Source organism: Sinorhizobium sp. NFACC03 (assembly GCF_900103435.1).
GTDB lineage: Bacteria > Pseudomonadota > Alphaproteobacteria > Rhizobiales > Rhizobiaceae > Ensifer.
This window is the reverse complement of the sequence record NZ_FMXF01000023.1, coordinates 1-24,415: the sequence shown is the minus strand read 5'-3', so window position 1 is coordinate 24,415 and position 24,415 is coordinate 1. Positions and strand designations below refer to the sequence as shown.

Below are 24,415 nucleotides of genomic sequence, written 5' to 3'. Positions count from 1 at the left end.
GGGCGCGCCGATTGAGGCAAGGCCCTGAAAAGATGAGGAGACCGCCGTGGCTGCACCTGGCGAGAACATGCGTGTCAATGCCGACCGCCTGTGGGATTCACTTATGGAAATGGCCAAGATCGGCCCTGGCGTTGCTGGCGGCAATAACCGCCAGACATTGACCGACGCGGACGCCGAAGGGCGCCGGTTGTTCGAGTCCTGGTGCGAGACGGCCGGCCTCACCATGGGCGTCGATAGTATGGGCAACATGTTCTTCACACGCGCCGGCACCGACCCGGACGCTCTGCCCGTCTATGTCGGTTCGCATCTCGACACCCAGCCGACCGGCGGCAAGTTCGACGGTGTGTTGGGCGTGCTCTCCGGCCTCGAAGTCATTCGCTCGATGAACGACCTCGGCATCAAGACCAAGCACCCGGTCGTCGTTACCAACTGGACGAACGAGGAAGGCGCACGCTTCGCGCCGGCCATGCTCGCCTCCGGCGTCTTTGCCGGCGTGCACAGCCAGGACTTCGCCTATGGCCGCAAGGATCCGGAAGGAAAGACCTTCGGCGATGAATTGAAACGCATCGGCTGGGTCGGCGACGAAGAGGTCGGCGCCCGCAGGATGCATGCCTATTTCGAATACCATATCGAGCAGGGCCCGATCCTCGAAGCCGAGGGGAAGGACATCGGCGTCGTCACCCACTGTCAGGGCCTCTGGTGGCTGGAGTTCACGCTGACGGGACGCGAAGCCCATACCGGCTCGACGCCGATGAACATGCGCGTCAATGCCGGCCTCGCCATGGCCCGCATCATGGAAATGGTCCAGAGTGTTGCCATGGTGAACCAGCCGGGTGCCGTCGGTGGCGTCGGCCAGGTGGTCTTCTCCCCCAATTCCCGCAACGTTCTGCCGGGCAAGGTGGTCTTCACCGTTGATATCCGCTCGCCCGACAAGGAGAAGCTCGATCGCATGCGCGCCAGGATCGAGGCCGAAGCGCCAAAGATCACCGAGCCGCTCGGCGTCGGCTGTTCCATCGAGGCGATAGGCCACTTCGAACCGGTGACCTTCGACCCGAAACTGGTTACCGCCGTGCGCGATGCCGCCGAACGGCTCGGCTACAGCCACATGAACATCATCTCGGGCGCCGGCCACGACGCCTGCTGGGCCGCCAAGGTGGCGCCGACGACGATGATCATGTGCCCTTGCGTCGGTGGCCTCAGCCACAACGAGGCGGAGGATATCTCCAAGGAGTGGGCCAGCGCCGGCGCCGACGTCCTCTTCCACGCCGTCGTCGAAACGGCTGAAATCGTCGAATGAGTTTGCGGGCGGGACGAAAGTTCCGCCCTTTTTCGTGGCGGCCGCCTACTGCATAATTCCTTAAATCGGGATCGATTTAAGGGGAAATTATGCAGCAAATCTAAAATGCTACAGCGATCTTAGCGCGTATTAAAACACGCGCGGCGCTGTAGGCGCCGGAAGCGCAATCGCGAGGATCAAGTACCATGAGCACTGTCATCAAGGGTGGAACCATCGTCACGGCCGACCTGACCTACAAGGCGGACGTCAAGATCGAGGGCGGCAGGATCGTCGAGATCGGCCCCAATCTTTCCGGTGACGAGACGCTGGATGCGAGCGGCTGTTTCATCATGCCGGGCGGCATCGACCCGCACACCCATCTCGAAATGCCCTTCATGGGCACCTATTCCTCGGACGATTTCGAAAGCGGCACGCGTGCGGCACTTGCCGGCGGCACGACCATGGTGGTCGATTTCGCGCTGCCCTCCCCCAACCAGTCGCTGCTCGAAGCGCTCACCATGTGGGACAACAAGTCTACCCGCGCCAACTGCGACTATTCCTTCCACATGGCGATCACCTGGTGGAGCGAGCAGGTCTTCAACGAGATGGAGACCATCGTTAAGGACAAGGGCATCAACACCTTCAAGCACTTCATGGCCTATAAGGGCGCGCTGATGGTCGACGACGACGAGATGTTCTCGTCCTTCCAGCGCTGCGCAGCCCTCGGCGCGCTGCCGCTCGTGCACGCGGAAAACGGCGATGTCGTCGCCCAGCTCCAGGCGAAGCTGCTTGCCGAAGGCAACAACGGTCCGGAGGCACACGCCTATTCGCGGCCGGCCGAAGTCGAGGGCGAAGCAACCAACCGCGCGATCATGATCGCCGACATGGCCGGCTGCCCGGTCTATATCGTGCACACCTCCTGCGAGCAGGCGCATGAGGCGATCCGCCGGGCCCGCGCCAAGGGCATGCGCGTCTTCGGCGAGCCGCTGATCCAGCATCTGACGCTGGATGAAACCGAATATTTCAACAAGGACTGGGACCATGCGGCCCGCCGCGTGATGTCGCCACCCTTCCGCAACAAGCTGCATCAGGACTCACTCTGGGCCGGTCTCGCCTCGGGCTCGCTGCAGGTGGTCGCGACCGACCATTGCGCCTTTACAAGCGAACAGAAACGCTCCGGCCTCGGCGACTTCACCAAGATCCCCAACGGCACCGGCGGTCTCGAAGACCGCATGCCGATGCTCTGGACCCATGGCGTCAACACCGGCCGCATCACCATGAACGAGTTCGTGGCGGTCACCTCGACCAACATCGCCAAGATCCTCAACATCTACCCGAAGAAGGGCGCGATCCTCGTCGGCGCCGATGCCGACCTGGTCGTCTGGGACCCGAAGCGCACCAAGACCATCTCGGTCAAGAACCAGCAGTCGGCGATCGACTACAACGTCTTCGAGGGCAAGGAGGTGAAGGGCCTGCCACGCTACACGCTGACCCGCGGCGTCGTCGCGATCGAGGAAAGCACGATCAGGACCCGCGAAGGCCACGGCGAATTCGTCCGCCGCGATCCGTTCCCGGCCGTCAGCTCCGCTCTTTCTACCTGGAAGGAAGTCACGGCACCGCGCGCCGTCCAGCGCACCGGCATTCCGGCGACCGGCGTCTGAGGCCTCATGTTTCGCGGCTTGCACGTCTTCGCGCCGCTCTGTCCCACCGGACATGCCCTGCCAGATCGGCGGGGCACTTCGGCGCGGGTGGCGTCAGGCAGGCACGAGCGCGTCGAGCTCGGGCAGAAGCATGACGCTTTCCAATTGCTTCGGGTCCGTGCGCGCAATGACGGCCGAACAGGGCTCATTCGAACGGTTCTCCGGCAGGTGTGGCATGCCGGCGGGGATATAGACCATGTCACCGGCCCGGGCGACGACGTGTTCCTCCAGCTTCTCGCCAAACCAGGTCCAGGCCTCGCCCGAAAGCACATAGATCGCCGTCTCGTGGCTCTCGTGCAGATGCGCCTTGGCGCGCGCGCCGGGCGGGATCGTGACGATATGCATGCTGAGGCCAGTCGCACCTACGGTCTCCGCCGCAATGCCCTCGAAATAGTTGAGCCCCTGCTGGCCGGCCTGCACGCCTTCAGGACGAACCACGCGACAGCCCGGATTGGATGATCGAGACATGACTGTTCTCCAGAATTCCCTGAAAAACCAGCAACAAACGGCTCCGCACCCAAATCCGCGATTGCATGTTGCCGGTCCGGATAGCAGTCTGACACAGACCAGCCAGAATGAGTATTCGCCGATGACGTCCAATACCGCATCCGTGGTTTCGGCCCGGGACCTCTGCCTGACTTTCGAAACCGCCGATGGACCGGTGCATGCGCTGACCGGCGTCAATCTGGACGTCGCCAAGGGTGACTTCGTTTCCTTCATCGGCCCGTCCGGCTGCGGCAAGACGACGTTTCTCAGAGTGATCGCCGATCTCGAAAAGGCGAGCTCCGGCAAGATCAGCGTCAACGGTATGACGCCCGAGGAAGCGCGCAAGCAGCGCGCCTATGGCTACGTGTTCCAGGCGGCAGCGCTTTATCCCTGGCGCACGATCGAGAACAACATCGCCCTGCCGCTGGAGATCATGGGCTATTCGAGGGAAGAGAAGAAGGCGCGCATCGAGCGCACGCTCGACCTCGTCAACCTCACGGGCTTCGGCAAGAAATATCCCTGGCAGCTGTCTGGCGGCATGCAGCAGCGCGCCTCGATCGCCCGTGCACTCGCCTTCGATGCCGATCTGCTTTTGATGGACGAACCCTTCGGCGCGCTCGACGAGATCGTCCGCGATCACCTCAACGAACAGCTGTTGAAGCTCTGGGCCCGCACCAACAAGACGATCTGTTTCGTTACCCACTCGATCCCCGAGGCCGTCTACCTCTCAACCAAGATCGTGGTGATGAGCCCGCGTCCCGGCCGCGTCACCGACGTCATCGAATCGACGCTGCCGCGCGAACGCCCGCTCGGCATTCGCGAGACGCCGGAATTCTTGGAGATTGCCCATCGCGTTCGCGAGGGCCTGCGCGCGGGACACAGCTATGACGAATAGTGCCGTGATCCGCCCGGCCGAACGGACCGACATGGCCGCCTGCGCCGGCATCCTCAACCGCTGGATCGACGCAACACCGTGGATGCCGCGCGTGCACGATCATGCCGACGTCGAGCGCTACTACGCCGACACGGTGTTTGCCGAACGCAGGTTGATCGTGGCGGAGCGGAAGAACGACGTCGCCGGCTTCCTTGCGCTTTCCGACGACCGCTACGTCACGGCGCTCTACATCGACGCGCCTCACCGCGGCACCGGCATCGGCTCGCAGCTCGTGCAGGCCGCCAAGGACTTGTCTCCGGAAGAACTCAATCTCTGGACCTTCGAACACAATCGTGACGCCCAGCGCTTCTACCAGCACCAGGGCTTCGAAGTCGTGCGGCGCACGGACGGCGACAACGAAGAGAAGCTGCCGGATATCCACTATCGCTGGCAGGCCAAGGAGATGCAGGCATGAACCTCGCCTTTGGCCTCTGGATGCTCTTGGCAACGACGATCTTTCTCGGCGGCGCGACCGCCTCGCGCGCCTATGTTTCGAATAATCACCTCGGTATGCTCGTCCTCGCGCTTGGGCTCTACGTCATCGGCAACATCATCATGGTGAAGCTGATGCGCGAAGGTGGCCTCGGCCTCGCAATTTCGCTTTCGGCGATCGTACAGCTCGTGCTCGTCAACATCATCGCCTTTGCGGTCTTTGGTGAACGGTTGAGCCTCACACAGGCCGCCGGTGTCCTTCTCGGCATCGTCGCCATGGGTCTGATGTTGTTGCCCGCAAGCGGAAAGGCGTGACAATGCAGGAACCAAGCTTCCTCAGGGACAAGTTGCTGCCGGTCGGCACCGTCGTCGTGCTGCTGATCGCGCTCTGGTACGTCGCAGTCGTCTTCCTGAACGCGCCCTTCGAGCGCGACACGGCCGCGCGTGCCGGCACCGAAATCACCTTCTCCGAGATCATGCGCAACACCATGGCGCAGGAACGCCCGGTGCTGCCGGCGCCGCACCAGGTGATCGCCGAGATCTGGGACACGACATTCAACAAGGCAATCACGTCGAAACGCAGCCTCGTCTACCACGCCTGGATCACGCTTTCGGCGACCCTGCTCGGCTTCGGCATCGGTGCAGCACTCGGCATCCTGCTCGCGGTCGGCATCGTGCACAACCGCGCCATGGATCGTTCGCTGATGCCGTGGGTGATCGCCAGCCAGACGATCCCGATCCTCGCCATCGCGCCGATGATCATCGTCGTCTTGAACGCCATCGGCATCTCGGGCCTGCTGCCGAAGGCGCTGATTTCCACTTACCTTTCCTTCTTCCCCGTCGTCGTCGGCATGGTGAAGGGGCTACGTAGTCCGGAAACGATCCAGCTCGATCTGATGCACACTTATTACGCCTCATCGGCACAGACCTTCTGGAAGCTGCGCTGGCCGTCGTCCATGCCCTATCTCTTCACCTCGCTGAAGGTTGCCGTTGCCATCTCGCTGGTCGGCGCGATCGTTGGCGAGCTGCCGACCGGTGCTGTCGCCGGCCTCGGCGCCCGCCTGCTCGCCGGTTCCTATTACGGCCAGACGGTGCAGATCTGGGCGGCCCTCTTCATGGCGGCAGCACTCGCCGCTGTCCTCGTCATGATCGTCGGCTTTGCCCACACCGCCGTCCTGAAGCGCATGGGAGCCAAGCCATGAACCTGCCAGTCCTTGCAGCAGCGATCATCTTCTGGCTCGCCGCCTGGGCCTTCAACGAGTGGCTGGTGCGCCAGAACTTCCAAAATGAAGCTGCCAAGGCCGCTGCGCGCTTTGCCGTGCCGCTGATCTTCGGCATCACCATCCTGGTCCTCTGGGAAGGCATTGTGCGTGGCTTCTCGGTCCCCTCGGTGCTGCTGCCGGCACCCTCCATGATCTGGCAGAAGCTGATCAATTCGCTGCCGACGCTTGGCGCCGACTTCCGCCAGACCTTCCTGAAGGCGGTGCTGATTGGCTACGCGCTCGGCTGCGGCCTCGGCTTTGCCGTCGCGATCCTGATTGACCGCTCGCCGTTCCTGCAGAAGGGCCTCTTGCCGCTCGGCAACTTCGTCTCGGCCCTCCCCGTCATCGGCGTCGCGCCGATCATGGTCATGTGGTTCGGCTTCGACTGGCAGTCGAAGGTCGCGGTCGTCGTCATCATGACCTTCTTCCCGATGCTGGTGAACACGGTCGCCGGCCTTGCCGCCGCCAGCCACATGGAGCGCGACCTGATGCGCACCTATGCGGCGTCCTGGTGGCAGACGCTCGTCAAGCTGCGCCTGCCGGCCGCCTGGCCGTTCATCTTCACCGCGCTGAAGATCAATTCGACACTGGCGCTGATCGGCGCCATCGTCGCCGAGTTCTTCGGAACCCCCATCGTCGGCATGGGGTTCCGGATTTCCACGGAAGTGGGACGCATGAATGTCGACATGGTCTGGGCCGAGATCGCCGTCGCGGCGGTCGCAGGCTCCGCCTTCTACGGGGTGGTCGCGCTCATCGAGCGCGCTGTCACCTTCTGGCATCCTTCCATCCGCGGAGGGCGCGCCTGACGCATACTGCCTGAGCAATTCCAGAAAAAGTGTGAAACGGTTTTCCGTCCGGAATTGCGCAGTTGAAAGAAAATGAAACAAAAACAAGAGGGAACTGACATGAACAAAAGACTTGCATCGCTTCTCGCCGCAGGCGTCTTTTCGCTGGCAGCGTTCCAGGCTGAGGCCGCCGAGAAGGTGACACTGCAGCTGAAATGGGTGACCCAGGCGCAATTTGCCGGCTACTACGTCGCCAAGGACAAGGGCTATTACGAGGAGGAAGGTCTCGACGTCGACATCAAGCCCGGCGGTCCTGATATCGCACCGGCACAGGTGATCGCCGGCGGCGGCGCCGATGTGATCGTCGACTGGATGCCCTCTGCCCTTGCCACCCGCGAAAAGGGTGTCGCGCTCGTCAACATCGCCCAGCCCTTCAAGAAATCGGGCATGATGCTGACCTGCCTCAAGGAAACCGGCGTCACCAGCCCCGACAAGTTCAAGGGCCAGACCCTCGGCGTCTGGTTCTTCGGCAACGAGTATCCGTTCCTCTCCTGGATGGCGCATCTGAAGATCCCGACGGATGGCGGCCCGAATGGCGTCACGGTCCTGAAACAGGGCTTCAACGTCGACCCGCTGATCCAGAAGCAGGCCGCCTGCATCTCGACCATGACCTATAACGAATACTGGCAGGTCATCGACGCCGGCATCAAGCCGGACGACCTCGTTACCTTCAAATACGAGGACCAGGGCGTGGCGACGCTCGAAGACGGCCTCTACGTGCTTGAAGACAAGCTCAAGGACGCCGCCTTCAAGGAAAAGATGGTCAAGTTCGTGCGCGCCTCGATGAAAGGCTGGAAATTCGCGGAAGAGAACCCGGATGAAGCCGCAGGCATCGTGCTCGAAAACGACTCCACCGGCGCCCAGACGGAAAAACACCAGAAGCGCATGATGGGCGAAGTGGCCAAGCTCACGGCCGGCTCGAACGGCGCGCTGGATGAGGCCGACTACAAGCGCACGGTGCAATCGCTGCTCGCGGGCGGCTCCGATCCCGTGATCTCCAAGGAGCCGGAAGGCGCCTGGACGCACGAGATCACCGATGCCGCACTGAAGTAGACATCGCCAAATCGTCAGAAGAGGGTCGCACGATCGTGCGGCCCTCTTCCGTTTTCTCGGCGGCCGTTCGCATCCGCCAAATTGCTGCCGGGTACCGGGCGTGGGGGTGGTAACCCTGGAAGCAACGGCGCTACCCTTGCTTGCCATTGTCAAGATCGTGTCAAGATCGCAACCATAACCGCAGAACAGGTCGAATATTGAGGCACCATCGCTTCATGCGCACTTGTAAGCGTCGAAGGCCGAGATTACATAGGCCCCGATGTTTGTTGGAGGCAGGCATGGTGGGGGGCACCCTTTTCCCGATGTTTTGCCTGCGGTAACCGGTCCCAGTTCCGCCCGCGTCTACGGTCTGATACCGTGCACGCGGAGCGCGAAATGAGGAAAGCGCAGTCTCCTGTCCCCGCGCAATCCGCCGGGGCGAGATGTCGGCGTGATAAAATCGCCTGATTGCCCGTGGATCCTGCATCGAGCGGTGATCCGCTCTATGTTGTTTCCATTGCCGGGACTGTGAAGCCGATGGCTCTAAAAGTACTGCCCGTTCTCAGCGTGTGCGCTGCGATGACCTTTGGTTCGCTTTCGTCCGCCTGGGCGGAGGAAGCGACGCAACCGAAGCCGACGCAAAACCTCCCCTCCATCGTCGTCACCACAGCGGTCGACCAGTCGATCAGCGACCGCGTCGTTGCGACCGGCACCATCCAGGCGGTCGAGCAGGTCTATGTCGCCCCCATGGTCGACGGCCTTTCCATCCGGACGCTCAATGTCGATGTCGGCGACAAGGTCGAAGCCGGCAGCGTGCTCGTGGTCCTGAACGACGACGCGCTTCGCCTGCAAAAGAGCGAACTCGAAGCGTCGCTTGCCAAGGCGGAGGCCGGGCTTGCTCAACTGAACGCACAGCTCAGCGAAACCAGGGCGAACGCAGACGAGGCCAAACGCGTCAGCGATCGCGCAGCGGGACTTTCGAAGAACGGCACGGTTTCGACGGCTGAGGCCGACCGGGTGCGGGCGCTCGCGATTGCGACGCAGGCACGCGTCCTTTCCGCGGAGCAGGCCGCCGCCGTCGCCAATGCCGACATCAAGGTGGCCGAAGCGCAGATCGACGACATCGACCTTCGCCTCGCCCGTACCGAGGTCAAGGCGCCCGTCGCCGGCGTGATCTCCGCCAAGAACGCCAAGGTCGGCGCGATCGCCACCGGCAATAGCGAACCGCTCTTCGCCATGATCCGCGATGGCGCGATCGAGATGAAGGCCGACGTCGCCGAAGCCGACATCATCAAGCTCGCTGTAGGCCAGCCGGCAATCGTGACGCTCGCCGGCGGCAACACCAAGGTCGAGGGCACCATCCGCCTCATCGCCCCGACCGTCGATCCCGTCAGCCGCCTCGGAACCGTCTTCATCAGCCTGGTCGATACCGAGAAGGCGCGCGCCGGCATGTATGCAAGCGCGCTGATCACCGCCCAACAGAAGCAGACAGTGGTCCTGCCGCAAACGGCCGTTACCAATGAGAACGGCCGCACGATCGTCCGCAAGGTCGAAAACGGCGTCATCCGCATCCTGCCAGTCAAGACAGGGATTTCCGACGGCAAGTTCATCGAAGTCCTCGAAGGCTTGAAGGCTGGCGAGGAAGTGGTGGCGAGGGCCGGAGCCTATGTCCGCGACGGCGACCGCATCAACCCCGTCAAGTCCGCTGAACCAGCGACCAACTGACAGGAACCGTGACCATGAACTTCTCAGCCTGGTCCATACGCAATCCGATCGCACCGATCCTTGCCTTCGTCGTTCTGATGGTGCTCGGCTATCAGTCCTTCGTATCGCTGCCGATCACCCGTTTCCCCAACATCGATGTGCCGATCGTCTCGATCAACGTGACGCAGAGCGGCGCATCGCCGGCCGAGCTTGAAACGCAGGTCACCAAGGAAATCGAGGACGCGGTCGCGAGCGTCACCGGCGTCGACCATATCCAGTCGACGATCAATGACGGCACGTCGACGACCGCCGTCATCTTCCGCATGGAAGTGCCGACGACCCAGGCGGTGCAGGACGTCAAGGACGCGATCGACCGCATCCGCAGCGATCTCCCCACCTCGATCGAGGAGCCGATCGTCTCCAAGGTCGACGTCGAGGGCCAGGCGATCCAGACCTTCTCCGTCTCCGCCCCCGGCATGTCGCTGGAAGAGCTCTCCTGGTTCGTGGATGACGTCATCAAGCGCGAGATCCAGGGCAAGAAGGGCATCGGCCGTGTCGACCGCTATGGTGGCGCCGACCGCGAGGTTCGCGTCGAGCTCAACGAAGACAAGCTGAATTCGCTCGGCATTACCGCCGCCGACGTCAACGGCCAGCTCCGCCGCATGAACATGGACCTCGGCTCCGGCCGCGGCCAGGTCGGCGGCAGCGAGCAGGCCATCCGCACCCTCGGCGACACCCGCAACGTCGACCAGCTCGCCAACACGATGATCTCGGTGCCGAGCGGTCGCTTCGTTCGCCTTTCCGACCTCGGCACGGTCACTGACACCTATGAGGAGCCACGCTCCTTCTCGCGCTTCAATGGCAATCCCGGCGTGACCTTTGCGGTCTTCCGCGCCAAGGGCGCCAGCGAAGTGAGCGTCGCGGAGACCGTCGCCAAATCGCTCGAAAAGATCCGTGCTGCCAATCCCGATGTCACCATCGAGATGGTCGACGATTCCGTCTACTTCACCTACGGCAACTACGAGGCAGCGCTGCACACGCTGATGGAGGGCGCACTGCTCGCCGTCATCGTCGTCATGCTCTTCCTGCGCAATTGGCGCGCCACGCTGATCTCGGCCGTGGCGCTGCCGCTCTCGGCGATCCCGACCTTCTGGATCATGGACCTGCTCGGCTTCTCGCTGAACCTCGTCAGCTTCCTCGCGATGACGCTCGCAACCGGTATCCTCGTCGACGACGCGATCGTCGAGATCGAGAACATCGAGCGGCACATCCACATGGGCAAATCGCCCTATCGCGCCGCGATCGAGGCGGCGGATGAGATCGGTCTGGCGGTTATCGCGACGACCTTCACGATCATCGCGGTCTTCGTGCCTGTGTCCTTCATGCCGGGCATTCCGGGCCAGTACTTCATCCAGTTCGGTCTGACGGTTGCCGTTGCGGTGTTCTTCTCGCTGCTCGTCGCCCGCCTGATCACGCCGGTCATGGCGGCCTACCTGATGCGTCCCTCGGACGCAGGCAGCGGTCACCACGACGAAGACGGCTTCATGATGCGCAACTACACGCGTCTCGTGCGCGCCACGACACACTACTGGTACACGCGCTACCTGACGCTGCTTGCCGCGATCGCCTTCTCCGTTGGGTCGGTCTTCGCGCTGATCCTCTATGTGCCCGGCAGTTTCCTGCCGCCGGAAGACGCCTCGCGCGTCAGCCTGTCGATCGAGCTGCCGCCGGACGCCATGCTCGAGGACACCGACCGCACGACCACGGAGATCTACAACCGGGTCAAGAATATCGAAGGGGTCGATAACATATTCGTCCTTGGCGGCGCTTCGCCGAAGGGCGACCTGGAATTGCGCCGCGCGACCGTGACGGTGCTTTTGAAAAAGCTCGACCATTCGCTCGTAAACAAGATCGTCAACGACGTCATCGGCCGCACTCCACTGATCGGCCCCTACCTACCGAAGATGGCCCCCGCTGGTCGCATCATCCCGCAGTCGCAGATCGAGAAGGAAATCTTCGCCCGAGTCCGTGACATACCGGACGTCCGGGTCATCAAGCTCAACGACCGCGGTGAGCGCGATCTCTCCTTCAACCTGCTCTCCAACAACGAGGCCGATCTCGACCAGGCGGTGGCGACGTTGGAAGGCAAGCTGCGGAGCGACCCGCTGCTGGCCAATGTCAGCCCAGACGGGGCGCTTCCGCGCCCGGAACTGCAGATCCGTCCGCGTGACGAGCAGATGTCGCGCCTCGGCATCACCACGGCGCAGATTTCCGAGGTGATCCGTGTGGCCACCATCGGCGATATCGATGCGGCTTTGACCAAGATCGCGCTCGACGGCCGCCTGATCCCGATCCGCGTTCAGATCAACCGCGATTTCCGCACCGATATCGCCGCGATCCGCAACCTGAAGATCACCACCGCTTCAGGCACGACGGTGCCGCTCTCGAGTGTTGCCGACATCAACTATTCGGAAGGTCCGAGCTCGATCAAACGATACGACCGCAACCGCGTCGTGACGCTTGGGGCGGACCTGCCGGTCGGCGTCGCACTGAATACCGCCTCGGACCGCTTCAAGCAGATCGCCGGCCAGGCCGGTTTGCCGAAGTCCGTCGAGTTCCTCGAAAGCGGTGACGCTGAGGTTCAGGCGGAGATGCAGCAGAGCTTCGGCAACGCCATGCTGCTTGGGCTGATGCTGGTGCTGGTGGTGCTGATCCTGCTGTTCAAGGACGTGATCCAGCCGTTCACCATCCTGTTCTCGCTGCCACTCGCGATCGGCGGCGTTGCTGCGGCGCTGATCCTGACGCAGAACGCGCTGTCCATGCCGGTGCTGATCGGCATTCTGATGCTGATGGGCATCGTCACCAAGAACGCGATCCTGCTCGTCGATTTCGGCATCGAGATGATGCACCACGGCATGGACCGCCAGATGGCCATGATCGAGGCCGGCCGCAAACGCGCCCGTCCGATCATCATGACCTCGATCGCCATGTCGGCGGGCATGCTGCCCTCCGCGCTTGGCGTCGGCGAAGGCGGCTCGTTCCGCGCGCCGATGGCGACCGCCGTGATCGGTGGCATCATCGTTTCGACGGTGCTGAGCCTGGTGATCGTGCCGTCGTTCTTCCTGATCATGGACGACCTCTCGCGACTGCTCGCCCGCCTCTTCGGGCGGTTCGTCGGCCAGAAGGACGAAGAGAACCTTCCGCTCGACCGCGAAGCCCTGACGGGTCTGGTGCATGAGCAGAGCAAGACGATCGAAGGGCTGGAAGACCGGCTGAAGGCGCTGGAATCGGACCAGACCAAGGGGCGACCCGGCGGCAAGGTCATCAACCATCCGGCGCTCGCCGCCGAATAGGCCGGGTCCGAAGCGGGCTTCGCCCGGAACCGTCACAATCCAGGAACGAGCCCGCGCCCTGCAAGCGCGGGCTTTTTGTCATTCTTATTTGATCGAGGTCAAACCACCTTCCGCCAAGCTTTATTACCTTGCACTTAGATCTTACTCAGGACGGGTGTGATGAAGACGTTGCGATTGAACTCGAACGATAGGGCGGTGCTGCTCGGTTCTTGCTTCTTCGGGAAGCTGCCGATGGCGGCAACGAACGCAATTCTGGAGGATGTGGTCGTTTCAACCCACGAGGAGCACGACATCCTCTTTGGCCAGGGCGAGCCGCTCGATCACGTCTTTTTCGTTCTTTCCGGCCTGGTGCGTCTCTACCGGCTGGGCAAGGACGGACGCGAGGCGGATATCGCCGTTTTTCCGCGAGGTGAGCTTTTCGGTGAAAGCGCCATGTTCCTCGGCAACCGCGCCACAGCCAACGCCCAGACGATCGAAACGACGATGCTCGCCCGCATCGACAGCCGCAAGCTGCGCAAACTCGCCGAGCAAACGCCTGAAGTCGCCGACGCGTTGATGCAGCTCCTGTGCCGGCACGCGCAAATGGCGGAAGATTGCCTGGCGGAAGACCGGCTGCTGACGGCCCCGCAGCGGGTCGCGAGCTATATTCTCGGGAACTGCCCGGACGGCATCACGAACTTTTCCTTCCGCCTGCCCTTCCAGAAGAATGTGCTGGCCGGCAAGCTTGGCCTGGCGCCGGAAGCACTCTCGCGCGCTTTCTCGGCACTTCGCCGCTCGGGCGTCACGGTCAAGGGCCGCGTGATCGAAATCCACGACCGGCAGGCGCTCGAACGCTTCTGACGCGCCGACCAGGATTCGGCTGTCAGAAGCCTGCAGCGTCACAGCCCGCCGTGCAGCGTCAGGAAATCGACGATCCGGTTGATGCCGTCGCCGCGTTTCATGTCCGTGAACACGAAGGGCTTTTCCGCCCGCATCCGCGTCGCATCCCGCTGCATCACGTCGAGATCAGCCCCGACATAGGGAGCAAGATCCTTCTTGTTGATGACAAGCAGATCGGACTTGGTGATGCCCGGCCCGCCCTTGCGCGGGATCTCCTCGCCCTGGCAGACGGAAATGACATAGATCGTCAGATCGGCAAGGTCGGGCGAAAAGGTCGCCGCGAGATTGTCGCCGCCGGATTCGATGAAGACGACGTCGAGATCAGGGATACGCCGGTTAAGGTCGGCGATTGCCTGCAGATTGATCGTGGCGTCCTCGCGGATCGCCGTATGCGGGCAGCCGCCGGTCTCCACCCCGACGATGCGATCGGACGGCAGGGCCTGCATGCGCACCAATGCTTCGGCATCTTCCTTGGTATAGATGTCGTTGGTGACGACGGCGACGGAATACTTCTCCCGCATCGCCTTGCAGAGCTTGTCGGTCAGCGCCGTTTTGCCCGAGCCCACCGGCCCGCCGATGCCGATGCGAAGGGGACCGTTCTTCGATGCCATCTGGATGTCCTTTCAAGGGCTCTCTTCCTAGGATCGGAAGAGCCGAGAATGCAGGGTTTCGTGTTTCAAAGCCGAAATATCCGCCATGATCGTGGCCGAGCCCAGATCGTCGAGCGAGGCGTTGGCCGCTTTGCCTGCCGTCGCCGCGATGATCGGTTCGAGCGCCGCGATCACGCCGACGCCATCCCGCTGGCCGATGACGCCGCAGCGGATCGCCACCGAAACGGCGTTCGAAACGGCGGCGTTGAGGAAGGCGGCAAGTGCCGGCTCAAGACCGGTCTCATGGGCGCCGGCAACGGCACCGACCGCCACCGGATAGGCGACGGTTTCCGGGAGCACATCAAGAACCGGGTGCGGCCACGACTGTGCGGCCGCCAGAAACGCCTGGCCCTGCAGCATGGTTTCCGTATGCCGCTCGCGGCTTCCCGCCAGAGCTTCGGCAAGGTCTGCGACCGCAGCCAACCGGCCGCTGTCATTCACGGCACGATAGCTCTCGGCAAAAAGCAGCGCATCGTTCCAGCCGGAGCCGTGGCAAAGGACTGTCTCCAACCAGGAGCGAAGCTCCTCCGCATCGGTGATGAGGCGATCATGAACCGCCTGTTCAAGCCCGCTGGAATAGGAGAAGGCACCGACCGGGAAGGCCGGAGACATCCAAGTCACCAGGCGAAGCAGAGCTTGCGTATCGAGCCGCTCAGCCATGATGGTGATGGCTGTGGCCATGGTTGTGACCGCCGGCGTGGTAGGCGCCGCGCAGCGGCTGGAAGGGTTCCGAAACCTCGCTCACCTGCGCGCCCAAGCCTTCGAGCATCTGGCGGATGACCGGATCGCGGGTAATCAGAATGCGGTTCGGCTCGATCTGCGCAGGCAGATGGCGATTGCCGAGATGCCAGGCGAGTTCGATGAGATGCAGCGGATCACGCGGACAGATTTCGAAGAGCATTTCTGGTGCGGCAACGATCCGGATATAGCCGCCGCCTTCGAGCACCAGAAGGTCGCCATCGGCGAGCATCACCGCTTCCTTGAGGTCGAGCATCACCACATCGTCGTTTTCGAGGTGCAGCAACTTGCGGCGAAGATGACGGGCGTCGTGCGCAAGCGTCACGCTGTGAAGCGGAGTCGTGCCGGCTGGGCCCGGCGAAAGCACCTGGGTGGAGCGGTACGGCATCTTCAGAGCACCTCGACCTTTTCCGGCGACACAAGCTCGATGCGCGCCTCGATGAGCAGATCGGCCATGGCTGCCTGGAAGGCTTTCAGATGCGGCTCTTCGAAATGCGCATCGACAGCCGCCTTGTCCTTCCAGGTCTCGACGAACACCAGCGCGTCCGGATCGGCAGGCTTGCGGTAGAGGTCGTAGCTGATGCAGCCGGCCTCGCGGCGCGTGGCCTCGATCAGCGGTGCTGCCAGCGACACGACGTCATCTCCCTTGCCCTTGTGCGCGGTCAGGTAGGCGATAATGTAAACCATTGAACCCTCGATATCTTTTGTGCCCGCCAGTGTATCAAGAATTCGCTTCTGCGCCAGTCGCAGAGCCGGTTTTCAACCATCTGGCATGCAGCTCCCGAACAACAAAAAGCCTGAAGACCGGATCCGATCTTCGGGCTGTTTCAATTCAGAAAAAGAAGCGTTCTGGCCGCATCAGGCAGCAAGCTTCTGAGACTTCAGCGTCTCCAGAATGTTCTGCGGCGAGGAAACGCCGTAGGGGTCGCTGTCGCAATTGTCGGAGTAGCCTTCTTCCTCGAACCACTGCTCCACGACGCCGTTGTTGACGACGGCGGCGTAGCGCCAGGAGCGCATGCCGAAGCCGAGATTGTCCTTGGCAACGAGCATGCCCATCTTGCGGGTGAACTCGCCCGAACCGTCCGGGATCAGCTTGACGTTTTCGAGGCCCTGCGACTTGCCCCAGGCATTCATGACGAAGGCGTCGTTGACCGAGATGCAGTAGATTTCGTCAATGCCTTCGGCGCGGAAGTCGGCCGTCAGCTTTTCGAAATCAGGCAACTGGTAGGTCGAGCAGGTCGGCGTGAATGCGCCCGGCAGCGAGAACAGCACGACGCGCTTGCTGGCGAAGTAATTGTCGGAGGACACGTCCTCCCAGCGGAACGGATTCGGGCCGCCAACGGCCTCGTCGCGAACGCGGGTGCGGAACGTTACAGCGGGTACTTTTCTGCCAAGCATCGTCATCTCCTTTGGATCACGATGAATTTGGACCGGCTCGACCCAAAACCATGAACGTGATCACATCCATCAAGTTAGAGCGGGATGCCGGCGGAAAACCGCAAACACGTTTCCGCATCCCGCTCTCGTTCGGCTCTCGGTCGGCAGGTCTTGGGAGGATTTCTGACAACCGAGAACGATCAGCCGCTTTCCTATCGGATATTGCGCTGCGGCGCAGCACGAAAGGCCTCGATTCACATGCGGGCATGGCAGCCATGCGATGATCGCATGGCTGCGTGACACCTCAATTGTGGATGCGCAAGGATAGTCCGAGGCTCGGCGGAACCGGGTTCCATAGGCCGGTTCTCAAGCCCGCCTCACGCAGCGCCCGCGCTGTCCATGTGTTGCAGCCGAAGAGCGCGTTGAACCTGCCCGAGGCTTCGAAGAAGCGGTCATTGCCATTGTAGGAGAAGCCGTCGACCGGAACGACAGTCCCGGCGTCGCGTATGAAACTCTCGGCAATGAAGCCAAGCAGTCGTTCATATCCGGCCGCGTCCAGTTCGAAGCTGGCAACGGAGGCTTGCGGCTCGACGATCCGGCCGGCGATATCCACATGCATGACCGAGCGGTCGAGCGTCAGCGCCTTGAAGACCGGCATGGCCTTCAGCTCCGACCAGGCCGGCGTTTCCAGATAGAAGGAGCGCCCGCCCCAGCCGAAGATCAGCCATTGTGCCTGCGGATGATTGAGCGACACGCCGGCCGCTTCGATGAAGCCGAATCGCGCCCTCGTTTCCTCCGTCAAGGGCACGGCGATATCCGTGTGGATGGGGCCCAAGAGCACCAGGATGCGCGTCGTCCCTGCTCCCGCCGCAGCGGCGGAAACCGGCAAGAGCGGCCGCGGCAGCAGCGTTCCGAGAACGACCGCCAGGACCGCAGCCAGCAGGCCGAAGAAGGCCCATTTCAGGCCGCGCTTCATCCTCCGTCTCTGCTTGCTCAAAACAGGAAATAGCGCTGCGCCATCGGCACGATCGTCGCCGGCTCGCAGGTCAGCAACTCGCCGTCGGCGCGTACCTCGTAGGTCTCCGGATCAACCTCGATATGCGGCGTCAGGCTGTTGTGGATCATCGACGCCTTGCCGATACCGCCGCGGGTGTTCCTGACGGCCACCAGCTGCTTGGCGACGCCGAGCCTGGCGGCAAGACCCGCATCGAGCGATGCCTGCGACACGAAGGTGACCGATGAACTCGTGCGGTTCTTGCCGTAGGCGGCAAACATCGGCCGGTAATGTACCGGCTGCGGCGTCGGGATGGACGCGTTCGGATCACCCATCGGCGCCATGGCGATCGAGCCGCCGAGCAACACGAAGTCCGGCTTCACGCCGAAGAAGGCCGGGTTCCAGATGACGAGATCGGCGCGCTTGCCGACCTCCAGCGAACCGATCTCGTGGCTGAGCCCGTGGGCAATCGCCGGGTTGATCGTGTATTTGGCGATATAGCGCTTCACCCGGAAATTGTCGTTGTCGCCGGTTTCCTGCGGCAAGGGCCCACGCTGGCGCTTCATCTTGTCGGCGGTCTGCCAGGTGCGGATCGCCACCTCGCCGACGCGGCCCATGGCCTGGCTGTCGGAGGAGATGATCGAGAAGGCGCCGATGTCGTGCAGGATGTCTTCGGCGGCAATCGTTTCCTTGCGGATGCGGCTTTCGGCAAAGGCGATATCTTCGGGGATCGACGGCGACAGGTGATGGCAGACCATCAGCATGTCCAGGTGTTCGGCGAGCGTATTCTTGGTGTAGGGCCGCGTCGGATTGGTCGAGGACGGAATGACGTTCGGCTGGCCGCAGATCTTGATGATGTCAGGCGCGTGGCCGCCCCCGGCGCCTTCGGTGTGGAAGGCATGGATCGTGCGGCCCTTGATCGCCGCGATCGTGTCCTCGACGAAACCGCTCTCGTTCAATGTGTCGGTGTGGATCATCACCTGCACGTCGTATTCGTCGGCCACGCCCAGGCAGCAATCGATCGCCGCCGGCGTCGAGCCCCAATCCTCGTGCAGCTTCAGCGAGGTGGCACCGGCCAGCACCATCTCGACCAGCGCGCCCGGGCGCGACGCATTGCCCTTGCCGGCAAAAGCGATGTTCATCGGGAAGCCGTCGGCCGCTTCGATCATGCGGGCGAGATGCCACGGGCCGGAGGTGCAGGTGGTGGCAAGCGTGCCATGTCCCGGCCCGGCGCCGCCGCCGAGCATGCAGGTGAGCCCGCTGACCAGCGCTTCCTCGATCTGCTGCGGGCATATGAAGTGGATGTGGCTGTCCATGCCGCCGGCGGTGACGATCTTGCCTTCGCCCGCAATCACTTCCGTTCCTGGGCCGACGACGATGGTGACACCCGGCTGCGTATCCGGATTGCCGGCCTTACCGATCCCCGCAATCCGCCCGTCCTTGAGGCCGATATCCGCCTTTACGATGCCCCAGTGGTCGACGATCAGCGCATTGGTGATGACCGTATCGACGGCGCCCTCGGCGCGCGTTGTCTGGCTCTGCCCCATGCCGTCGCGAATGACCTTGCCACCCCCGAACTTCACCTCCTCGCCATAGGTGGTGAAGTCCTTCTCCACCTCGATGAAGAGCTCGGTGTCCGCAAGCCGCACCTTGTCACCGACCGTCGGGCCGAACATGTTGGCATAGGCCGCGCGCGACATCTTGTAGGGCATGGTTCAGGCTCCTTGGGACGAAGAAGAAAGTGGGTGGAGGCGGCGAAGGCGACCGCTCGCCGCCAGCGCGTCGACATAGCGGCGCTCGGCGGCAAAGGGATGCCATTGCCACCCGACATGGCCGAAGCCGGCAACAACGACGTCGTCACCGGCCATCGCGATATTGGACAGGATATCGGCAATGACGATCAGGCCGCTGGATGGGACGACGTAGGGATCGGGTGAGAAGCCGCCGAGATCGTGATCCAGCTGGTCATGCACTGCCACCGGAACGACGCGAAAACCGCGGTTGGTCGAGCGGCTGAAACTTTCGAAACCGATGGTGTAGTCGTCACAGAAATCGTCGAGATCCGGATTTGTTTCGGCAAGCCCGGCCCGCATCGCGGCGAACTTCGCGCCGGATCGGACGCACCAGATTTCGCGGGCCTGGCGCACCGCCGCACTCGTCTTCCAGCGGCCACCGCCGAGCATGGAGAGACCGGGGCGCCCGGTGTTGCAGACGGCGACGATATCGGTCTTGTGGCCACCGGGGCCGACGGAACGGCAATCGTTGAAACGCACGACGATATCGGCGGCATCGATCACCGTGCCAGCTCCGTCAGGCACTTCGCCATTGCCCACGATCATGATGATGCGGCCGCCGCTCAAGGTCTAGTTTCCGTCAGGCTCGACAATGGCCTGGAGTTCCTTCGTCCGGGCCCTGGTCAATTCGGTGAGGCAACCGGAGACGAGCATCGGCTCCATCGAGCCACCGCGGGCTTCGAAGCCCGAAAGCTCGCATTGGCCGTCACGGTAACCGATCCAGGCGCGCTGCGCCTTCTTCAGGGCCTCTTCCGCGCCAACGTAGTTCGCATCGATCTCGGCGAGTTCCTTGTCCTGCTGCTTTGTCGCTGCCAGTGCCAGCTTGTAGACCTTGTTCAGTTCCGTGTCGGCCGCCTCGTAATCCTTGTTGGCGCAGATGTTCATGTCCATCTGCGTCACCGCATTCTGGCAGTCGACCTTGTCCTCCTGCGCCAAAGCCGGCGCAAACGGCAGAACGAGAGCGATGGCAAGTACAGCGAGGCGCTTCATAGCTTGCCCATCACCTGCTGGCGGAAGCCATAGACTTCGCGCTTGCCGGAAAGAGGGATCAGCGTCACCTGACGCGTCTGCCCCGGTTCGAACCGCACGGCGGTGCCAGCAGGAATGTCGAGCCGTTGGCCGTAGGCGGCCTTCCGGTCAAACTTCAGCCCGGCATTGGTTTCGGCGAAATGGTAGTGGCTGCCGACCTGGATCGGGCGGTCACCGGTATTGGCAACCTCGATGGTTGTCGTGTCGAGGCCGGCATTGAGCTCGATCTCTCCGGCAGCCGCGATGATTTCTCCTGGGATCATGGTTCTCTCCTCAAGCCGCCTTCGAACCGGCGCAGCCCTGCGGTTTCAGCACCCGCTCGGTGGAGGCCGGATATTTTTCAAGCAGGGCCGCCGGGCGCACCGGCCGGCTGGTGAATTCGCCGCCGCAATTCGGGCAGGTGCCACCGAGCTTTCCGTCGACACAATCGACGCAGAAGGTGCATTCGAAAGTACAGATCATCGCCTCGCGGCTATCCGGCGGCAGATCCTTGTCGCAGCACTCGCAATTGGGGCGCAAAGCCAGCATGCTTGCCTCCTGAGATCAGGGTTGGAGGGATACGGCCGGAAAGGGCCGCGTTTCCTTCGTTTAGCGGATCGGTTCGTGAACGGTGACGAGCTTGGTACCGTCGGGGAATGTCGCTTCGACCTGGATGTCGTGGATCATCTCGGGGATGCCCTCCATCACCTGATCGCGCGTCAGCACCTGGGCGCCCGCCTCCATCAGCTCGGCGACCGAGCGCCCGTCGCGAGCGCCTTCCACGACGAAATCGGTGATCAGCGCGATCGCCTCGGGATGGTTGAGTTTCACGCCGCGCTCCAGGCGCCGGCGCGCGACCATGGCCGCCATGGAAATCAGCAATTTGTCCTTTTCGCGCGGAGTAAGATTCATGCGTCGCCACCGGTTGTTCGTGAAGCAATTCCCAGGAAATCTGCGAAGCGATTTTCCGCCAGGAATTACAAAGTTTCAACGTGTTAGATCATTTCACTGTTTCAATAAAAATATGAAATGACCTAGAGAACCCAGACTTTCGGCACTGTCTTCTGCTTGCGCAAGTGCGAAATAACGGGGATGAGGATTTTTCTGAGCGCGAACCCATCCGGCGCCACGAAGCGGGCAACCAGCTTGTCGCGGCCATCAACCTGAAAATGGCTGATGCCGACGCCAGCCTCGCCGTCAATGAGCGATCGAAGACGCGGCAACAAGGGCTCGCAATCGGGGCCGACATAGAGGAGCGTGGCAAAGGCGGCTGCGCCATCGAGCACCGCCCGGCGCTGGCCGAGACTGGCGATCTCTCCGGCAAGCGCCAGATTGTCCGCATGCAGCAGCTTGCCTTCGGCGCGGATGCGCCAGCGATCGCGGAAGAGCCCGGTTTGCACCACCTCGCCCATCGCCTTGCGACCAAGCAGAACCGCTTCCACCGCCAGGAATGTCGCGTCCGCGGCAAGCTCCACCTCCAGCGAACGCGACAACGAGGCGCGGTCGAAGAGGATCGTCTCCTGCGGCAGCCAGTCGACGCGCGCGCCGGCGGCAACCTCGATACGCGTGGCCACCTCGACCGTATCGGCACTCGCCTTATAGATCTTCTCGCAGGCCTGCGTCGTCACCGTCACATCGGTTCCGGCCCTTGCCGCAACCTCCCAGACCATGCGGTCGCCGCCGGTGAGGCCGCCGGAGGAATTGATCAGCACCGCTTCCATGGAGGAGTCGAAGGTCTTCGGCAACCGGATCTTTGCGCAGCCTTCCTGATAGAGTTCGGCAATGCGGCTTTGGCCGAGCGCCGTCTTGGCGACCAGCCGGCCCTTACCCCAGGCCCGTTGCGGGGCGATGCTTGCTGCCTTGTTCATGTTTCGACCGCCGAGCGGTGTCCTTCGATTCCTGGTGCTACACCCATAGGGCCGATCGCCCTGCCTCCGCGCTATCGTCCGCATCGCGGCACGACAAGTCAAGTTATTGTTTTGCAAAGAAAATCGCCAGAATGCTGCATTTCCATGCAGGCGCCGCGCAGAAAATAGGCAGCCGCTTACGCCACGCGATCCGGAGGCTCGCGGCCCTCGAAGAAAGCGGTGACGTTGGCGACCACCTTCATACCCATGGCAACCCGCGTTTCCTCCGTGGCACTGCCGAGATGCGGGAGCAGCACGACATTTTCGAGCCTGCGCAGACACTCCGGCACATTCGGCTCCGCCTCGAAGACATCAAGGCCGGCACCGCGAATGACGCCGTTTTCGAGAGCGGCAACCAAGGCCGCTTCATCAATGACATCGCCGCGCGCCGTATTGATGAGGTACGCACCCGGTTTCATCAGCGCCAAGCGTTCCGCATTGACCAGATGCCGATTTTCGCCACCACCGGGGCAATGCAACGACACGAAGTCCGAAGCTCTCAGCACATCCTCGACCGTGTCCAATTGCCGGGCGCCGTAGCGGCTCGCTTCCGCCGGGTCGATGCGCGAGCGGTTGTAGAAGACGGCATCCATGTCGAAGCCGAAATGACAGCGTTTGGCCATCGCCTTGCCGATGCGGCCAAAGCCGATGATGCCAAGCGTCTTGCCGGTGACCTTGCTGCCGATCATGTGGGTCGGGCGCCATCCGGTCCATTCGCCGGCCCGAACCTGGCGCTCCCCCTCGCCCGCCCGGCGCGCGACTGCAAGCAGCAGCGTCATGGCAATGTCGGCGGTGCAGTCGGTCAGAACACCCGGTGTGTTGGTCACGACGATATTGGCGGCCTTGGCGGCCGCGACGTCGATGTGGTTGTAGCCGACGCCATAATTTCCAAGGATCTTCGCCCGGAGGCCGCCGCCGGCGAAGAGTTCGGCCGGAAGCCGATCGGAAACGGTTGGGAGAACGGCATCAAAGGTACGCAGCGCATCGGCCAGCCCTTCGGCCGTCATCGGCACGTCGCCTTCGTTCAAGGTGACGTCGAACCGCTCTGCAAGCACCTGTTCCACGGCCGCCGGCCAGCGACGGGTGACGAGAATGCGGGGTTTCGAGCTCATGTCTGCCTCCGGAACAGAATCGTCGGGAGATAGTGCACGAAACGGCGCGACGCGACAGCCATCTCGACAAGCGAAACACCTATCACGAAAAGCGAGAATGAGGCGTCGTTGCAGGCGCCTCTTCCCGTGACTTCAGACACATCAGGCCTTGGCAAACGCGAGCAGGTCGGCGTTGAGTTGGTCCTTGTGTGTGTCGGTGATGCCGTGCGGCGCGCCGGCATAGACCTTGAGCTCGGCATGCGGCACCAGCGTCTTCGAAGCTCTGGCGGCCGCATCGATCGGCACGATCTGGTCGTCGTCGCCATGGATGATCAGCGTCGGCACGTCGAACTTCTTCAGGTCCTCGCTAAAGTCTGTCTGCGAGAAGGCGACGATCGAGTCATAGGTGTTCTTGTGCCCGCCCATCATGCCCTGCAACCAGAAGCTGTCGATCATGCCCTGAGAGGCGACCGCACCCGGGCGGTTGAAACCGAAAAACGGACCCGAGGCGATATCGCGGTAGAGCTTCGAGCGATCCTTCAGACTTGCCGCCTGCAGCCCGTCGAACACCGCCTTCGGCAGGCCGCCGGGGTTCTTGTCGGTCTTGACCATCAGCGGCGGCACCGCCGAGATCAAACCGGCCTTGGCGACACGGCCCGTGCCGTGCCGACCGATATAGCGGCTGATCTCGCCGCCGCCGGTGGAAAAGCCGGCAAGAAAGATGCCCTTCAGATCGAGCGCGTTGATCAGATCGGCAAGGTCGTCGGCGTAGTGATCCATGTCGTTGCCGTCCCAGGGCTGCGACGAGCGCCCATGGCCGCGGCGGTCATGGGTGATGACGCGGAAGCCATTGGCGGCGAGGTGGAAGGCCTGCGCTTCCCAGCTGTCCGACGACAGCGGCCAGCCGTGGCTGAGCACGACGACCGGGCCATCCTTTGGACCCCAGTCCTTGTA

The 24,415-nt window shown here is 62.7% G+C and carries 27 protein-coding genes; 11 read left to right on the top strand and 16 right to left on the bottom strand.

Features of this window, described 5'->3' with window-relative positions:
• Positions 1-46: 46 nt before the first annotated feature.
• Positions 47-1,297, top strand: coding sequence for a Zn-dependent hydrolase (locus tag BLU35_RS24665; protein ID WP_093234882.1), 1,251 nt, complete (start codon positions 47-49; stop codon positions 1,295-1,297).
• Between the two features lie 185 nt (positions 1,298-1,482).
• Entirely contained in the window at positions 1,483-2,937 is a 1,455-nt protein-coding gene (hydA, locus tag BLU35_RS24660; protein ID WP_093234881.1) for a dihydropyrimidinase, read from the top strand.
• A 93-nt stretch (positions 2,938-3,030) separates the two neighbouring features.
• On the opposite strand, the gene BLU35_RS24655 is transcribed toward hydA, so the two are convergent.
• Positions 3,031-3,444, bottom strand: coding sequence for a cupin domain-containing protein (locus BLU35_RS24655; RefSeq protein WP_058326453.1), 414 nt, complete (start codon positions 3,442-3,444; stop codon positions 3,031-3,033).
• Between the two features lie 121 nt (positions 3,445-3,565).
• Between BLU35_RS24655 and BLU35_RS24650 the strand changes: the two genes are divergently transcribed.
• The 9 genes from BLU35_RS24650 to BLU35_RS24610 all read left to right on the top strand — a co-directional run bounded on the left by BLU35_RS24650 (position 3,566) and on the right by BLU35_RS24610 (position 13,864).
• The gene (locus tag BLU35_RS24650; RefSeq protein ID WP_057249048.1) at positions 3,566-4,357 is read left to right on the top strand and encodes an ABC transporter ATP-binding protein; all 792 of its coding nucleotides are present in this window, start codon (positions 3,566-3,568) and stop codon (positions 4,355-4,357) included.
• Positions 4,347-4,811, top strand: coding sequence for a GNAT family N-acetyltransferase (locus BLU35_RS24645; RefSeq protein ID WP_093234880.1), 465 nt, complete (start codon positions 4,347-4,349; stop codon positions 4,809-4,811). Before BLU35_RS24650 ends, BLU35_RS24645 begins: the two co-directional genes overlap by 11 nt.
• Complete coding sequence (locus tag BLU35_RS24640; RefSeq protein ID WP_058326455.1) at positions 4,808-5,143, top strand: hypothetical protein; 336 nt, start codon at positions 4,808-4,810, stop codon at positions 5,141-5,143. The genes BLU35_RS24645 and BLU35_RS24640 overlap by 4 nt, the downstream gene beginning before the upstream one ends.
• A 2-nt stretch (positions 5,144-5,145) precedes the next feature.
• Positions 5,146-6,030 (top strand): ABC transporter permease, encoded by an 885-nt coding sequence (locus BLU35_RS24635; RefSeq protein ID WP_057249045.1) that lies wholly within the window; start codon positions 5,146-5,148, stop codon positions 6,028-6,030.
• Positions 6,027-6,896 carry an ABC transporter permease gene (locus BLU35_RS24630; protein WP_093234879.1) on the top strand — a complete coding sequence of 290 codons (870 nt, stop codon included), beginning with the start codon at positions 6,027-6,029 and terminating at the stop codon, positions 6,894-6,896. Before BLU35_RS24635 ends, BLU35_RS24630 begins: the two co-directional genes overlap by 4 nt.
• A 99-nt stretch (positions 6,897-6,995) precedes the next feature.
• A complete protein-coding gene (locus tag BLU35_RS24625) occupies positions 6,996-7,988 on the top strand; it encodes an ABC transporter substrate-binding protein (RefSeq protein WP_057249043.1) in 993 nt (330 codons plus the stop codon).
• Between the two features lie 516 nt (positions 7,989-8,504).
• A complete protein-coding gene (locus BLU35_RS24620; RefSeq protein WP_093234926.1) occupies positions 8,505-9,692 on the top strand; it encodes an efflux RND transporter periplasmic adaptor subunit in 1,188 nt (395 codons plus the stop codon).
• 14 nt (positions 9,693-9,706) lie between these two features.
• The gene (locus tag BLU35_RS24615; protein ID WP_093234878.1) at positions 9,707-13,024 is read left to right on the top strand and encodes an efflux RND transporter permease subunit; all 3,318 of its coding nucleotides are present in this window, start codon (positions 9,707-9,709) and stop codon (positions 13,022-13,024) included.
• 159 nt (positions 13,025-13,183) lie between these two features.
• On the top strand, positions 13,184-13,864 hold the full coding sequence (locus BLU35_RS24610; protein WP_058320764.1) for a Crp/Fnr family transcriptional regulator: 681 nt from the start codon (positions 13,184-13,186) through the stop codon (positions 13,862-13,864).
• A 38-nt stretch (positions 13,865-13,902) separates the two neighbouring features.
• Here BLU35_RS24610 and ureG read toward each other — a convergent pair whose 3' ends face one another.
• From ureG to BLU35_RS24530, 15 genes are all read right to left on the bottom strand, one after another.
• Positions 13,903-14,514, bottom strand: a complete 612-nt coding sequence (gene ureG / locus BLU35_RS24605) for an urease accessory protein UreG (RefSeq protein WP_057249040.1) — start codon at positions 14,512-14,514, stop codon at positions 13,903-13,905.
• A 27-nt stretch (positions 14,515-14,541) separates the two neighbouring features.
• A complete protein-coding gene (locus BLU35_RS24600; protein ID WP_093234925.1) occupies positions 14,542-15,213 on the bottom strand; it encodes an urease accessory protein UreF in 672 nt (223 codons plus the stop codon).
• Positions 15,206-15,679: an urease accessory protein UreE gene (gene ureE, locus BLU35_RS24595; protein ID WP_058320763.1), complete on the bottom strand. Its 474-nt coding sequence runs from the start codon at positions 15,677-15,679 to the stop codon at positions 15,206-15,208. Before ureE ends, BLU35_RS24600 begins: the two co-directional genes overlap by 8 nt.
• A gap of 2 nt (positions 15,680-15,681) precedes the next feature.
• Positions 15,682-15,978 (bottom strand): putative quinol monooxygenase, encoded by a 297-nt coding sequence (locus BLU35_RS24590; protein WP_082615759.1) that lies wholly within the window; start codon positions 15,976-15,978, stop codon positions 15,682-15,684.
• 171 nt (positions 15,979-16,149) lie between these two features.
• Positions 16,150-16,689, bottom strand: a complete 540-nt coding sequence (locus BLU35_RS24585) for a peroxiredoxin (RefSeq protein WP_093234877.1) — start codon at positions 16,687-16,689, stop codon at positions 16,150-16,152.
• Positions 16,690-16,972: 283 nt separating this feature from the next.
• On the bottom strand, positions 16,973-17,644 hold the full coding sequence (locus tag BLU35_RS24575) for a TIGR02117 family protein (RefSeq protein ID WP_093234876.1): 672 nt from the start codon (positions 17,642-17,644) through the stop codon (positions 16,973-16,975).
• 17 nt (positions 17,645-17,661) lie between these two features.
• Complete coding sequence (gene ureC / locus BLU35_RS24570) at positions 17,662-19,374, bottom strand: urease subunit alpha (protein ID WP_057249035.1); 1,713 nt, start codon at positions 19,372-19,374, stop codon at positions 17,662-17,664.
• Positions 19,375-19,377: 3 nt separating this feature from the next.
• Positions 19,378-20,022 (bottom strand): Urease operon accessory protein, encoded by a 645-nt coding sequence (locus tag BLU35_RS24565; RefSeq protein WP_093234875.1) that lies wholly within the window; start codon positions 20,020-20,022, stop codon positions 19,378-19,380.
• A 3-nt stretch (positions 20,023-20,025) separates the two neighbouring features.
• Positions 20,026-20,445 carry a lysozyme inhibitor LprI family protein gene (locus BLU35_RS24560; RefSeq protein ID WP_058320760.1) on the bottom strand — a complete coding sequence of 140 codons (420 nt, stop codon included), beginning with the start codon at positions 20,443-20,445 and terminating at the stop codon, positions 20,026-20,028.
• Complete coding sequence (locus BLU35_RS24555; RefSeq protein WP_057249033.1) at positions 20,442-20,747, bottom strand: urease subunit beta; 306 nt, start codon at positions 20,745-20,747, stop codon at positions 20,442-20,444. The genes BLU35_RS24560 and BLU35_RS24555 overlap by 4 nt, the downstream gene beginning before the upstream one ends.
• Before the next feature lie 10 nt (positions 20,748-20,757).
• On the bottom strand, positions 20,758-21,012 hold the full coding sequence (locus tag BLU35_RS24550; protein WP_057249032.1) for a DUF1272 domain-containing protein: 255 nt from the start codon (positions 21,010-21,012) through the stop codon (positions 20,758-20,760).
• 60 nt (positions 21,013-21,072) lie between these two features.
• Positions 21,073-21,375 carry an urease subunit gamma gene (locus BLU35_RS24545; RefSeq protein ID WP_057249031.1) on the bottom strand — a complete coding sequence of 101 codons (303 nt, stop codon included), beginning with the start codon at positions 21,373-21,375 and terminating at the stop codon, positions 21,073-21,075.
• A 122-nt stretch (positions 21,376-21,497) separates the two neighbouring features.
• The gene (locus tag BLU35_RS24540) at positions 21,498-22,331 is read right to left on the bottom strand and encodes an urease accessory protein UreD (protein ID WP_093234874.1); all 834 of its coding nucleotides are present in this window, start codon (positions 22,329-22,331) and stop codon (positions 21,498-21,500) included.
• Between the two features lie 176 nt (positions 22,332-22,507).
• A complete protein-coding gene (locus BLU35_RS24535) occupies positions 22,508-23,482 on the bottom strand; it encodes a 2-hydroxyacid dehydrogenase (protein ID WP_093234873.1) in 975 nt (324 codons plus the stop codon).
• Positions 23,483-23,623: 141 nt separating this feature from the next.
• Positions 23,624-24,415 (bottom strand): alpha/beta fold hydrolase (locus BLU35_RS24530; protein WP_093234659.1); only part of this gene is annotated, 792 nt, incomplete at its 5' end.

Excerpts from the sequence above, each read along its gene's own strand:
- hydA (WP_093234881.1), top strand. The coding sequence starts at position 1,483 with ATGAGCACTGTCATCAAGGGTGGAACCATCGTCACGGCCGACCTGACC.
- BLU35_RS24655 (WP_058326453.1), bottom strand. The coding sequence starts at position 3,444 with ATGTCTCGATCATCCAATCCGGGCTGTCGCGTGGTTCGTCCTGAAGGC.
- BLU35_RS24650 (WP_057249048.1), top strand. The coding sequence starts at position 3,566 with ATGACGTCCAATACCGCATCCGTGGTTTCGGCCCGGGACCTCTGCCTG.
- BLU35_RS24645 (WP_093234880.1), top strand. The coding sequence starts at position 4,347 with ATGACGAATAGTGCCGTGATCCGCCCGGCCGAACGGACCGACATGGCC.
- BLU35_RS24640 (WP_058326455.1), top strand. The coding sequence starts at position 4,808 with ATGAACCTCGCCTTTGGCCTCTGGATGCTCTTGGCAACGACGATCTTT.
- BLU35_RS24635 (WP_057249045.1), top strand. The coding sequence starts at position 5,146 with ATGCAGGAACCAAGCTTCCTCAGGGACAAGTTGCTGCCGGTCGGCACC.
- BLU35_RS24630 (WP_093234879.1), top strand. The coding sequence starts at position 6,027 with ATGAACCTGCCAGTCCTTGCAGCAGCGATCATCTTCTGGCTCGCCGCC.
- BLU35_RS24625 (WP_057249043.1), top strand. The coding sequence starts at position 6,996 with ATGAACAAAAGACTTGCATCGCTTCTCGCCGCAGGCGTCTTTTCGCTG.
- BLU35_RS24620 (WP_093234926.1), top strand. The coding sequence starts at position 8,505 with ATGGCTCTAAAAGTACTGCCCGTTCTCAGCGTGTGCGCTGCGATGACC.
- BLU35_RS24615 (WP_093234878.1), top strand. The coding sequence starts at position 9,707 with ATGAACTTCTCAGCCTGGTCCATACGCAATCCGATCGCACCGATCCTT.
- BLU35_RS24610 (WP_058320764.1), top strand. The coding sequence starts at position 13,184 with ATGAAGACGTTGCGATTGAACTCGAACGATAGGGCGGTGCTGCTCGGT.
- ureG (WP_057249040.1), bottom strand. The coding sequence starts at position 14,514 with ATGGCATCGAAGAACGGTCCCCTTCGCATCGGCATCGGCGGGCCGGTG.
- BLU35_RS24600 (WP_093234925.1), bottom strand. The coding sequence starts at position 15,213 with ATGGCTGAGCGGCTCGATACGCAAGCTCTGCTTCGCCTGGTGACTTGG.
- ureE (WP_058320763.1), bottom strand. The coding sequence starts at position 15,679 with ATGCCGTACCGCTCCACCCAGGTGCTTTCGCCGGGCCCAGCCGGCACG.
- BLU35_RS24590 (WP_082615759.1), bottom strand. The coding sequence starts at position 15,978 with ATGGTTTACATTATCGCCTACCTGACCGCGCACAAGGGCAAGGGAGAT.
- BLU35_RS24585 (WP_093234877.1), bottom strand. The coding sequence starts at position 16,689 with ATGCTTGGCAGAAAAGTACCCGCTGTAACGTTCCGCACCCGCGTTCGC.
- BLU35_RS24575 (WP_093234876.1), bottom strand. The coding sequence starts at position 17,644 with ATGAAGCGCGGCCTGAAATGGGCCTTCTTCGGCCTGCTGGCTGCGGTC.
- ureC (WP_057249035.1), bottom strand. The coding sequence starts at position 19,374 with ATGCCCTACAAGATGTCGCGCGCGGCCTATGCCAACATGTTCGGCCCG.
- BLU35_RS24560 (WP_058320760.1), bottom strand. The coding sequence starts at position 20,445 with ATGAAGCGCCTCGCTGTACTTGCCATCGCTCTCGTTCTGCCGTTTGCG.
- BLU35_RS24555 (WP_057249033.1), bottom strand. The coding sequence starts at position 20,747 with ATGATCCCAGGAGAAATCATCGCGGCTGCCGGAGAGATCGAGCTCAAT.
- BLU35_RS24550 (WP_057249032.1), bottom strand. The coding sequence starts at position 21,012 with ATGCTGGCTTTGCGCCCCAATTGCGAGTGCTGCGACAAGGATCTGCCG.
- BLU35_RS24545 (WP_057249031.1), bottom strand. The coding sequence starts at position 21,375 with ATGAATCTTACTCCGCGCGAAAAGGACAAATTGCTGATTTCCATGGCG.
- BLU35_RS24540 (WP_093234874.1), bottom strand. The coding sequence starts at position 22,331 with ATGAACAAGGCAGCAAGCATCGCCCCGCAACGGGCCTGGGGTAAGGGC.
- BLU35_RS24535 (WP_093234873.1), bottom strand. The coding sequence starts at position 23,482 with ATGAGCTCGAAACCCCGCATTCTCGTCACCCGTCGCTGGCCGGCGGCC.